Source organism: Streptomyces sp. NPDC006643, assembly GCF_042870175.1.
Taxonomy (GTDB): Bacteria; Actinomycetota; Actinomycetes; order Streptomycetales; family Streptomycetaceae; genus Streptomyces.
In genome coordinates this window covers 43,331-55,097 of record NZ_JBIAHA010000033.1, presented here as the reverse complement: position 1 = coordinate 55,097, position 11,767 = coordinate 43,331, and the positions used below count along the sequence as shown (strand labels likewise).

At 70.6% G+C, this 11,767-nt stretch carries 8 protein-coding genes; 4 read left to right on the top strand and 4 right to left on the bottom strand.

Annotated elements, in window-relative coordinates; genetic code table 11:
* Positions 1-11: 11 nt before the first annotated feature.
* Positions 12-1,154: a helix-turn-helix domain-containing protein gene (locus tag ACFYNU_RS34500; RefSeq protein ID WP_356596197.1), complete on the top strand. Its 1,143-nt coding sequence runs from the start codon at positions 12-14 to the stop codon at positions 1,152-1,154.
* 76 nt (positions 1,155-1,230) lie between these two features.
* On the opposite strand, the gene ACFYNU_RS34495 is transcribed toward ACFYNU_RS34500, so the two are convergent.
* On the bottom strand, positions 1,231-1,404 hold the full coding sequence (locus tag ACFYNU_RS34495) for a hypothetical protein (protein ID WP_356596195.1): 174 nt from the start codon (positions 1,402-1,404) through the stop codon (positions 1,231-1,233).
* Between the two features lie 311 nt (positions 1,405-1,715).
* Between ACFYNU_RS34495 and ACFYNU_RS34490 the strand changes: the two genes are divergently transcribed.
* Positions 1,716-2,162 (top strand): hypothetical protein, encoded by a 447-nt coding sequence (locus ACFYNU_RS34490; protein WP_356596193.1) that lies wholly within the window; start codon positions 1,716-1,718, stop codon positions 2,160-2,162.
* A gap of 178 nt (positions 2,163-2,340) precedes the next feature.
* Here the strand turns inward: ACFYNU_RS34490 and ACFYNU_RS34485 are convergent, their stop codons facing one another.
* On the bottom strand, positions 2,341-2,757 hold the full coding sequence (locus tag ACFYNU_RS34485) for an SRPBCC domain-containing protein (RefSeq protein WP_356596191.1): 417 nt from the start codon (positions 2,755-2,757) through the stop codon (positions 2,341-2,343).
* 201 nt (positions 2,758-2,958) lie between these two features.
* Between ACFYNU_RS34485 and ACFYNU_RS34480 the strand changes: the two genes are divergently transcribed.
* Both ACFYNU_RS34480 and ACFYNU_RS34475 read left to right on the top strand, forming a co-directional pair.
* Positions 2,959-3,381 (top strand): VOC family protein, encoded by a 423-nt coding sequence (locus tag ACFYNU_RS34480; RefSeq protein WP_356596189.1) that lies wholly within the window; start codon positions 2,959-2,961, stop codon positions 3,379-3,381.
* A 43-nt stretch (positions 3,382-3,424) separates the two neighbouring features.
* On the top strand, positions 3,425-3,871 hold the full coding sequence (locus ACFYNU_RS34475) for a nitroreductase family deazaflavin-dependent oxidoreductase (protein ID WP_356596187.1): 447 nt from the start codon (positions 3,425-3,427) through the stop codon (positions 3,869-3,871).
* A gap of 163 nt (positions 3,872-4,034) precedes the next feature.
* On the opposite strand, the gene ACFYNU_RS34470 is transcribed toward ACFYNU_RS34475, so the two are convergent.
* Positions 4,035-4,874, bottom strand: coding sequence for an AfsR/SARP family transcriptional regulator (locus ACFYNU_RS34470; protein WP_356596185.1), 840 nt, complete (start codon positions 4,872-4,874; stop codon positions 4,035-4,037).
* 273 nt (positions 4,875-5,147) lie between these two features.
* A complete protein-coding gene (locus ACFYNU_RS34465) occupies positions 5,148-11,753 on the bottom strand; it encodes a type I polyketide synthase (RefSeq protein ID WP_388768350.1) in 6,606 nt (2,201 codons plus the stop codon).
* Positions 11,754-11,767 lie beyond the last annotated feature (14 nt).

Below are 11,767 nucleotides of genomic sequence, written 5' to 3'. Positions count from 1 at the left end.
AAGGGGACACGATGGTGAGACTGACCCGCGCACAGCAGCAGGAGCGGACCCGTGCGACGGTCCTGGTCGCGGCCCGGCAGGAGTTCGCCGAGTACGGCTACGCGGAGGCCAAGATCGACCGCATGGCCGAGCGGGCCGAACTGACCAGGGGCGCGGTCTACTCGAACTTCAGCGGCAAGCGCGCGCTGTACCTCGCGGTGCTCGCCGACGCCGCCGAACAGGCCTGGCTCGCGGCCGAACCTCCGGTGGAATCACCCGATTCCACGGGGCGGGCCCTGGGTGCCTTCGCCAGGGTCTGGCTGGAACGGCTGCCCCTCACCGGCGACACCCCCGGGGACGGCCATCTTCAGCTGCGCTCGCTGTCCGGAGTGCTGGACGGTGAGCCGGCCCGGACCGCGCTGGCCGAACTCTTCCGGTTCGAGGCCCTGCTTCTCGCCCTGGCACTGGAGCCGCGCACGGCCGTACGCCGCTCCACGGTACGACTGGCCGAGCTGGCGCTGACCCTGCTCAACGGCGCGGCCGGTCTCGCGGAGAACGCTCCAGGGGTCAGCGATCCGTTCGACCTGGCCCGCGCCGCCGAGCATCTGGCCGGTATCGCCCTCCTTGACGACGGGGAACCGGCTCATCTGCCCTTCATCACTCCGGCCCAGGCGGCGGAAGACCCGTGGGCGGCTCCCCGTGAACCGCGCGACGAGATCACCGGCAGCCGCGTCGACCTCGGCGACGACGGTGTGGTGGTCGTACTGGGCGTCGGGCGGCTGTCGGCGGCCGAGGAGACGGTGTTCGCGGCGCGGCTGCGCGACAAGGTCACGTTCGTCGTCGTGACGAGCGATCCCGCCGAGACCGGCCGGCTGGCCCGGCTGCGGATCCTCGATCTCGTCGGCTCTCTGCGACGGGTGTTCGCGGCCGGGGAACTGCCCCGGCCGCGCGTCGTGTTGGACGACGACGGCACGGTCGCGGCGGCCCTCGGCGAGAAGCCGGCGGACGACCTCACCGACGACCTCACCGAGGTCGCGGTCCGGGTGCGCCACGGGCTGATCGTGGCCCGTGCGGAAGGACGTGGCGCCGGCTACGCCGTGGCCACCCACACCGGCCGTGAGAACCGTCGGCGGCGGGACGGCGTGAGCCCGGAGGAAACCGCGGACGAGGCGTGACCGGTCAGCGAGCCACGGTGTAAGCGGTTCGGGTGCGGCGACGCCGCCGTGTCCGCCGACGGCCCGCCGCGCCCGCTCACTCCTCCAGCTCGCCCGCCTTCTCCCTCCCCTCGCGGGTGTACAGAAGCAGGAAGGCGAAGACACCCGCCAACCCGGCCAGGGCGCAGGCCACTTCGGCGACGTCGGAGCCGAAAGCCGTCATCAGTGCGGCGGAGCCGACGGCGATGGCCACCGTCTGACCCGCGACCACCACGAATCCGCAGACCAGGAAGAGAACGACGAGAACGCGGGTGCGTTCAGACAGGTGATGTCCGACTTCAGCCCTTCCACCAGGCTGTCCCGGGCGACGCGCGGCGCGTCCGTGCCGGCGATCGCGGCGCAGGTGGGCGCGGTTGGGCAGGCGGAGCGGGCCGGGTGCCGCCTACCGCTCAGTCCAGCGGTGGGACGTCGAGTCCCGCGTTCCGGTACGCATCTCGGGCCTCCTCTCCGGCGAGGAACGTGTGCAGTTCGCCGGGCCAGCTCAGGCCGACGGCCGCCGTACCGAGCGCGACGGAGAACTTGGTGTTGTGCTGGGCCCCGTCCGGGCAGCGGTCCCACGATCTCGGCCTCGGGAACGAACAGCAGCTCACTCATCTGCTGTACGGCCGGCTCCGCCCGGCCGTCGACCACGGCGAGCGCGGTGAAACCCTTCTCCACCACCGTGGCCCGCGCGTTGACCTCCTCGGCGATACCGAGCCGCTCCAGCAGTCCGGCGCGGAGTCGCCCGCCCATGACCACGCGCCGTCCACGACGCCCTGGCGGCCGGCGACGCGCGGGGCGCCGCCGACCGTATGCGGCAGCGCATCGAGAACGCGAAGGCGCGACCCGTCCGTCGACGACGGACGCGAAGTCGGCGAAGCCGCCGGTGGGCTGGAACTCGCCGGGATAGGGCTCGTTGCCGCCGAGCCTGAATGCCGCGGCGATATGGAGGGAGAACTGGTGGCCGCCATGGGTTACGCAGCGGCGTGACGACCAGCCGTGCTGGGCGAGGATGCCGCCCGCCTGATGGAGGCGCACATCCTCGCCGGCAAGAACCGCATGCTGGCCGAGCACGACCGCTGACCGCACCGGGGCGGCATCGTCCCCCAACCACCGGCGATCTCTCAACCGCCGTCCCGCAAGCGGGTGTTGCCCGGCCGGTCCCCGCTCAGGCCGATGCCAGGTAGGCGGTGAGGCCGTCCAGGAGCATGTTGCTGCCGGACTCGGACTGGTCGCGCTCCTCGGCGCTGCCCAGGCTCTGGGACAGGGTGATCCGGGTCCGGTCGCCGTCGGCGGCCAGGTCCACGGTCATCAGGACCAGCTCCTCGCGGCCCGGGACGCTCATGCCGTTCACCAGCCGCTTGTTCTCCACTACCTCGACGTAGCGTCCGGACAGCGGGACGCGGGTGCCGCCGGGGATGACCATGACGGAGCTCCAGGCGCCGCCGGGCCGGACATCGAGGACGACGTCCTCGGCGTGGGCCCACTGCCCGTACCGGTCGGCCTGGGTCCAGGCGGCCCAGACCTGCTCGACCGGAGCGTCCAGGGTGCGGGTGAGGGCGTAGTCGAAACCGGTGGTGGTCATGTCTGGCTCCTTCTGTTCGATCCCGCGGGCGCGGGGCCGGGACTCTCTTTCGTGGGGTACGTCGGAGCCGACGACACGTTCTCGACACCCGCCGGGAAGATTCTTTTCCGAGCCGTGTCGAGAACACCGGACCGGCTCCGTCCCAGGGGTACGAGCGGCCACGAGGGGCCGCGTGACACAGGAGGACTCATGATCCACCGGATGGATCACGTCGGTTTCGTGGTCGACGATCTCGCGGCGGCGGTCGCGTTCTTCGTCGAACTGGGCCTGGAACCGGAGGGCGAGGCGACGGTCGAGGGTGACTGGGTGGACCAGCTCATCGGTCTCGACGGCGTACGGGCGGACATGGTCGTCGTGCGCACCCCGGACGGCCACGGCCGGGTCGAGCTGTCGACGTTCCACTCGCCGGTGGCCACCGGCACCGCGCCGCGAGCGCCGGTGAACACCCCGGGCATCCCTCGGCTCACGTTCGTGGTCGACACGGTGGACGGCGTCCTCGACCGTCTGCGCGCCCACGGCGCGGAACTGGTCGGCGAAGTGGCGCGGTACGAGGACATCTGCCGTTACTGCTACGTCCGTGGCCCCGCCGGCGTCATCATCGGGCTGGTCGAGGAGCTGAACTGAATGAGCCCGTACCGGACTTCCGTCACAGAGAGGACCCTCCGTCATGGCTGTCGCCGATGACCTCGACCACGCCACGGACTCGCAGTGGGAGTGGGTCGCCGAGCAGACTCGTACCTATCTCGCCTCGGGCGGCGCCGAGGGACACGAGTCCAACGGCGTCCATGTGCTCGTACTCGCCACGACCGGACGCAGGACCGGCATCGCGCGCCGCACCTGTCTGATCTACGGCACCGAGGGCGAGGACTTCGTCGTCGTCGCCTCCAAGGGTGGTGACGACGACGATCCGGCCTGGTTCAAGAACCTCCGGGCGGACCCGAGCGTCGGGGTACAGGTCGGCGACCGCCGGTTCACCGCCCGCGCCCGCGTCGCGTCCCCGGCCGAACGCGCGCCCCTGTGGCTCCGGATGGCGGGCATCTTCCCGCTGTACGAGGAGTACGCGCGGAAGACCGCCCGCGAGATACCGATCGTCCTGCTCACCCCGCAGGACTGACGGCCCGCGCCTATCTCCCGGGGGGCCGAGGACATCGCCGGCATCCGTGAAGGGCTGTACGCGGGCGCGGCTGAGGCGACCCCTCGCCGGTCTGGTGACTGGAGCGAGGAGTCTCGTACGTGGCCTGGTCGCACACGTACGGCGCCCGTGCGGGGCGTACGCGTCAGGTGGCCACGGACGATGCCCACAGCGCTGTGGCGGATCGCGGCGCGGAGTTGTTGTGCAGGCGGAGTTTCAGCAGGGGGTTGGTATCGGTCTGGAGTATCTCGGCCTGGAGCCGCTTGATCTCCTCGGAGGGCTCCAGACCCAGCTCACGCTTGAGGATGCGGTACAGGTCCTGGTACGCCTGAAGGGCCTCTCCCCGGCGGCCGACCCGGTGCAGGGAGGAGATGAGCTGTCCATGGAACCACTCGTGCAGCGGGTGGTCGTTGACCAGCGCGCGCAGTTCGGGGAGGAAGTCCCGGTGCCGGCCGAGGCGGTTCTCGGTCTCGACGCGTAGTTCGAGGGCGCGGATGCGGAGTTCTTCCAGGTGGGCCATCCGGCCGGCGAGCAGGGGACCCACGGGGAGGTTGCCCAGGAAGTTGCCGCGCCACAGGGCCTGGGCGCGGTCGAGGTGTTCGGCCGCGCGCTCGGGCCGGCCTTCGGTGAGCGCTCCCTGGGCTCGGCGCACGTGGTGTTCGAAGACGTACACGTCGACCTCGTCGTCCGCGAGGTCGAGGCAGTAGCCGGGGGGCCGGGTCAGCAGGAGTCTTCGGGCGGCGGTGTCGGTCTGGGCGTCGTCGAACATGCGGCGTGCGTGGTAGACGTGCGTCTGGAGTGTTCTGGTGGCGTTGTTGGGCGCGTCCTGGCCCCACAGTTCTCCGACGAGGGAATCCGTGGCGACGGTTTCACGCGGCTGGAGCGCGAGCGCCGCGAGTATCTGACAGATCTTCGGGGCTTTGGGGGCGTGGGTCCGGCCGTCATCGTTCACGATCTCGAAGGATCCGATGAGGTTGAACTGCACTGCGCACGCTCCTGTTCCGGCGCTTTCGCGCCCGGTCGGTGCTTGTGTCTAAGCCGACCCTATGCAGTGGAGGCGCGACTCCTTCGCACACAGGAGCGAGAATGTCATATTACTGGACAGTAGTCCTGTTCTTGTGACGGGCACTCAAGAACCACCGATGCCCCCTCACCGGCGACTCTCCACGCGCCGACACCCTGGCAGAGCCAGAAACCGGGGCGTCACGCGCGTGGAGAGAGGAATATTCCGGCCGTCCGGTCGGTTCTCGCGAGAATGTCAGCGCGCCGTGGGGAAGTGGCCGGTCCGCACGAAGAACCGCACGTATTTCTCGAAGAGTTCCGGGCTCAGCGGCGGGCACTCGATGCCACTGCCGGCCAGGGCCTCATCGGTCTCCGACGTGTCCATGGCCGGATAGAACGCGTCCGTGTCGGCCGACATCATCTCGAAGGCGTGGAGCAACGGGGCGATGGCGTTCTCCCGGTCGTCGTGGATCCGTGCGCGCCAGTTGTCCCAGTCGAGTTCGTCGATCCGGTAGCCCAGCGTCCGTAGCCGGCGGACGCAGTCGTGCAGGCTCACGGAGCTCGGGTTGAACAGGTGGAAGGTGCCGCCGGCGGCCACCGGGCGGGCGGACACATGCAGGATCGCCGCGCTCACGTAGTCCACGGGCAGCAGATGGAAGCGCCCACCGGCCTGTGCCGGAACGGCTTGCGCCTGGAGCAGGCCCTTGATGCTCAGCCACACGAAATCGTTGGTCTGGCAGGCGCCGTTGATCCGGTCGCCGGAGATGACGTCCACCCGGTAGACGGAGACGGGCAGGCCGCGGTCCCGGGCGTGCTCGATCATCTGTTCCGCGACCCACTTGCTCTGGAGATAGCCGCTGGGCAGCTTCTCCGGCGGGCCGGTCGGGTCGGTCACCTTCAGCGGGACGCCGTCCGCCGCCGTACCGTCGAAGAGCCCGACGGTCGACACGTAGTGGACCGGCACGGTGCGGTGGCGGGCGGCCAGCCGGAGGATCTCCTCGGTGCCCCGGACGTTGGCCGCCCTGAGCGTCGTGTACGGGTGGAGCCAGTGCACATGGGCGCCGTTGTGGTAGACGACGTCGACCGTCTCGGCCAGACGGTCGAAGGCGTCCTCCGACAGACCGAGCCGTGGTTCAGCCAGATCGCCGACGACAGGAGAGATACGCGCGGCGTACGCCTCATCCCAGACGCCGTACCACTCCATGTTCTCCTTCAGCCGCGCGTACCCCCGCGCTTCGTCGGTGCCGCGCACCAGACAGTGCACCGTCGCCCCCGTCGTACGGATGAGGTCGCGCAGCAGGAACGCCCCGAGGAAGCCGGTGGCTCCCGTCAGCAGGACATGCTCCGGGTCGGTGACGAAGGGGACGATCTCGGCGGCGGGCCGGACGTCATCGGCGAGGCGGACCTCGTCGGCGAAGTCCACGAGGGGTGCGGTGTCCGCGTCGGCGGCGCTCTGACCGTCGAGGAGTTCGCAGATACGGGCCGCCAGCGCGGCTGGGGTCGGAAGGTCGAACACCAGCGTGGCGGGCAGCCGGACTCCCGCCAACTCGTTGAGGCGGTTGCGCAGTTCCACCGCGGTCAGGGAGTCGAAGCCCAGCTTGAGGAACGGCTGGTCGGATGCGATGCCGCTGGTGTCGGAGTGACCGAGGACCCCGGCGATCGCCCGGGACACCGCTTCGGTCACGAGCGGGAGCCGTTCCGCGGCGGTTCGGCCGGCCAGCCGCTCGGCCAGTGGCGCCGCGGCGCCGGCCGTGTCATGCGCGGCGCGCCGGACGACGGTACGGACAAGTCCCCGCAGCAGGGCGGGAATCTCGGCCTGGTCGCGTACGGCCGAGAGATTCAGTGGCGTCGCCACCACGTTGGGGGCACCGAGAGCGAGGGAGCGGTCCAGTAGCGCCGGTCCCGCCTCGACGGTGACGGGCGAGAATCCGCTGCGGGCGATGCGCTTGAGGTCGGTCTGGCCGAGCCCGCCGGACATTCCGCCGCCGTCCTGTTCCCACAGTCCCCACGCGATGGACGTCACGGGGAGGCCGAGGGCGGCGCGGTGCTGGGCGAGGCCGTCCATGAACGCGTTGGCGGCGGCGTAGGTGGACTGGCCGGGGCCGCCGACCACGCCGGCGATGGAGGAGAACAGGACGAACGCCGACAGGTCCGCGTCCTTGGTCAGTTCGTGCAGGTGCCAGGCGGCGTCCACCTTCGGGCGCAGTACGGCGGCGAGTCTCGCGGGGGTCTGGGTGCCGACCAGTCCGTCGTCCAGGACTCCGGCGGTGTGTACGACGCCGGTCAGCGGATGCCCGGCGGGAACACCGTCCAGAACCTCCGCGAGCGCGTCACGATCACCGACATCACACGCGGCGAACGTCACCTCCGCGCCCAGCTCCTTCAACTCCGCCGCCAACTCGTCCGCCCCGTCGGCCGACGCGCCCCCACGGCTGACCAGCAGCAACCGCCGCACCCCGTGCACCCGCACGAGATGCCCCGCCACCAGCCGGCCCAGCGAACCCGTGCCGCCCGTCACAAGAACGGTCCCCGCCGGATCCCACGAGCCCCCATCCGCTCCCGTACCGGCCGGCGCACGCCCCAGCCTGGGCACGTAGAACCGGCCCCCGCGCAACGCCAGTTGAGGCTCCGAGGTGTTGTGGGGCAGCTGCCGGACCGTTTCGACGGGGTCGGTGTCCAAGTCGGTGTCCGGGTCCGTGTCCACGAGGACGATCCGGCCGGGCGCCTCGGACTGCGCGGACCTCAGCAGGCCCCACACCGCCGCCGCGACGGGGTCGGTGAGTTCGCCGGGCCGGACGGTTACGGCGGCGTTCGTCGTCACGACGAGCGGGGTGTCGGACAGCCGGTCGTCCGCGAGCCAGCTCTGCACCAGTTCCAGTACGTCGGCGGTGGACCGGTGCGCCGCCCGGGCGCGGTCGTCGGTGAGGGATGTCGTCCAGGGGAACACCACGGTGTCGACCGGTGCCCCGGCCGCGACGGCTGCCGCGGCCTCCTCGACCGTCGCGAACGTCCGCGCGTCGGCCGAGCTTCCGCCCAGAACGGCCGGGCTTTCCCACCGCGCCGGGGTGCCAGGAGGTGGTTCGGCCAGTCGTGTCCAGCCGACGTGGAAGAGCTGGTCGCCGGTGCGCAGTGCCGTGTCGGTGATCTCGGCGCGGTCCAGCTCCCGGATCTCGGCGGTGTCGATCGTGGCGACTGCTCGGCCGTCCTCGTCGGCCAGTTGGACCGCCGACATACGGTCGCCGTCGAGGGTCAGGCGCACTCGGAGATCCGTGGCTCCGGTCGCGTGCAGTCGGACACCGCGCAGCCTGGTGACGGTCACGGCCCGCGGTCCGGTCCCGTCCGCGCGCTCCGGGGGCAGGGCGGAGCGCAGGGCGGCTTCGAGCAGGGCCGGGTGCAGAAGGTAGTTCGCGGCCTCGGCCCGGGTCCGGTCGTCCGGGCCGATCTCGACGAAGTGTTCGTCACCGCGCCGCCAGACGGCTGTCGGTGCCTGCTCCGAGGTCTCGTACGAGGAGTGTCCGGCCGGGTTCGGCGACCGTACCGCCGCGCTGTCCACGGGGTCGGCGTCCACGGGCGGCCAGGGGCCGGCCACCGGCGCGGGGGTGGCGACGGGCGCTTCGGTGCTCAGGAAGCCGTACGCGTGCAGGGTCCAGGGCGCGTCGCCGCTGTCCGGACGCGCGTGGATCGTCAGGCGCCGTCGTGCGGAATCGTCGGGTGCGCCCACGCCGACCTGGATCTGCACGGCCGTGTGCTCGGGGATCACCAGCGGGGTGGTGGCGGTGAGTTCGTCCAGCAGGGTGCAGCCGAATTCGTCGCCCGCGCGGATCGCCAGTTCCACCAGTGCGCCGGTGGGCAGGACGGCCGCCCCGGCGATCGTGTGGTCGGCGAGCCAGGGGTGGGCGCGCAGCGAGATACGGCTGGTGAACAGTGCCTCGTCCCCCTGGGCCAGGGCGACGGCCGCGCCCAGCAGCGGATGGTTGGCGGGCGCGACCCCGAGGCTCGCCGGATCCGTCGATCCGCTCGTGGCTTCGAGCCAGTAGCGCTCGTGCTGGAAGGCGTAGGTGGGCAGGTCGACGCGGCGGGCGCCGGTGCCGGCGCTGATGCTGGTGCCAGCGCTGCTGCCGGCGAAGAACGCGGGCCAGTCCACCGGCACACCGTGGTTGTGCAGTCGCGCCAGGCTGGTGATGAGCGTCTGTGCTTCGGGCTCGTCCCGGTGCGTGGTGGCCACGACGGTGGCGTCGGATTCGAGGGTGCTTCGGGCGAGGGTGGCAAGCACGGTGTCCGGGCCGATCTCGACGAATGCCGTGACGCCTTGCTCGGACAGTGTGCGGACGGCGTCGGCGAAGCGGACGGTGCCGCGCAGCTGGCCGGTCCAGTAGTCGGGCGTGCGCAGGTCGTCGCCTTCCGCGATGCGGCCGGTCACGGTGGACACCACGGGTATCTCGGGTGCCCGGTAGACCGGCTTGGCGGCGGCTGCGCGGAATTCGTCGAGGATGGGATCCATATGCGCCGAGTGGAACGCATGACTCACACTCAACTCACTCACCTTCCGCCCCCGCCCCGCCAACACACCCGCCACCTCACGCACCACACCAACATCACCCGAAATCACCGTCGACAACGGCGAATTCACCGCCGCCACCGACACACCACCACGACCACCAACCAAACCCACCACCTCCTCCTCACCCGCCTGCACCGCCACCATCACCCCACCACCCGGAGCCAACTGCATCAACCGACCCCGAGCCGCCACCAACGCCACCGCATCCGAAAGACCCAACACCCCCGCCACAAACGCCGCAGCAACCTCCCCCACCGAATGACCCACCACAAAATCCGCCCGCACACCCCACGACTCCAACAACCGAAACAACGCCACCTCAAACGCAAACAACGCCGCCTGCGCATTAACCGTCTCACCCAACCCCACACCCGAACCCACCGTCACACCCAACGGCTCCACCAAAAACCCATCCAACTCCCCCACCACCTCATCAAACGCCGCAGCAAACACCGGAAACACCCCATACAACTCCCGCCCCATCCCCACCCGCTGCGCACCCTGCCCCGTAAACAAAAACGCCGTACGGCCATGGGCGCGGACGCCCTGGGTGACACGGGTGTCGGAGGTCTCGGCGGCAATGGCCTTCAGGCCTTCGCGGAAATCGTGGGGACCGGCGCCGACCACCACGGCACGGTGGTCGTGTGCCGCTCTCGTCGTCGCGAGGGAGAAGGCCATGTCCACGGCGGCGGCGTCCGCCCCGGTGTCGAACTGCCCGGAGCTGTCGAGGTGTTCCAGGAGCCGGTGCGCCTGTGTCCGCAGGGCGGGACGCGATCGGGCGGACACCATCCAGGGCAGGACCGGCAGCGGCACGGGTGGATCGGTGTGCGGTGTGACCTGGCCCTGGTCCTGGCCCGGGTCCTGGTCCTGGTCCTGGCCCTGGTCCTGGTCCTGCTCCGCGGGGGCCGGTGCCGGCTCCTCGGCCGGCGGCTGCTCCAGGATGACGTGCGCGTTGGTGCCGCTCACGCCGAAGGCGGACACCGCGGCGCGGCGCGGCTGTCCGGTGGCCGGCCAGTCGCGGTTGCCGGTGAGGAGTTCCACCCCGCCCGATGACCAGTCCACCATGGGTGTCGGTTCGTCGATGTGCAGCGACTTCGGCAGGACTCCGTGCCGCATCGCCTCCACCATCTTGATCACACCACCGACACCGGCGGCGGCGACGGTGTGTCCGATGTTCGACTTCAGCGAGCCCAGATAGAGGGGCCGGTCAGCGGCGCGCCGCTTCCCGTACGTGTTGAGCAGCGCCTGCGCCTCGATCGGGTCACCCAGTGTGGTGCCGGTGCCGTGCGCCTCCACGGCGTCGATGTCCCGCTCCGACAGGTCCGCGTCCGCCAGCGCCGCACGGATCACCCGCTCCTGCGAGGGACCGTTCGGCGCCGTCAGACCGTTCGACGCACCGTCCTGGTTGACGGCACTCCCCCGTACGACGGCCAGAACCCGGTGCCCGAGACGCCGGGCATCGGACAACCGCTCCACCAGCAGCAGCCCCACACCCTCCGACCAGGCCGTCCCGTCGGCCGACGAGGCGAACGACTTGATACGGCCGTCCGGCGCGAGGCCCTTCTGTCGGGAGAAGTCGACGAACCCGCTGGGGGTGGCCGTCACCGTGACTCCGCCGGCCAGGGCCAGCGTCGACTCTCCCGACCGCAGTGACTGCACAGCCAGGTGCAGGGCGACCAGCGACGACGAGCACGCCGTGTCCACCGAGAGCGCGGGGCCTTCGAGTCCGAAGGTGTAGGCGATACGCCCGGAGGCGACGCTGCTGAGCTTGCTGGTCAGTAGATAGCCCTCGAACTCCGCCGGCCCGTCGAGACCCAGATAGCTCTGTTCGATCACACCGGCGAACACACCGGTGCGGCTGCCCCGCAGTGTGGTGGGGTCGATGCCCGCGTGCTCGAAGGTCTCCCACGCGGTCTCCAGGAGCAGCCGCTGCTGGGGGTCCATCGCCAGCGCCTCACGAGGGGAGATACCGAAGAACGCCGCGTCGAACAGGTCGGCGTCGTGCAGGAATCCGCCCTCCCTGGTGTAGGAGGTGCCCGGCTTGGTGGGGTCGGGGTCGTAGAGCCGGTCGAGGTCCCAGCCGCGATTGTCGGGGAAGGGGGTGATGCCGTCGACGCCGTCGGCCACCAGGTCCCACAGATCCGCGGGCGATGCCACACCGCCCGGAAAACGACAGGCCATTCCGACGATCGCGACGGGTTCGCCGTTGTCCGCCTCCAGTTCGGCGAGACGCTGCTGCGCCTTGTGCAGATCGGCGGTGACCCACCTCAGGTACTCGACGAGCTTGTCTTGATTCGACATGGGGGATCTGTCTC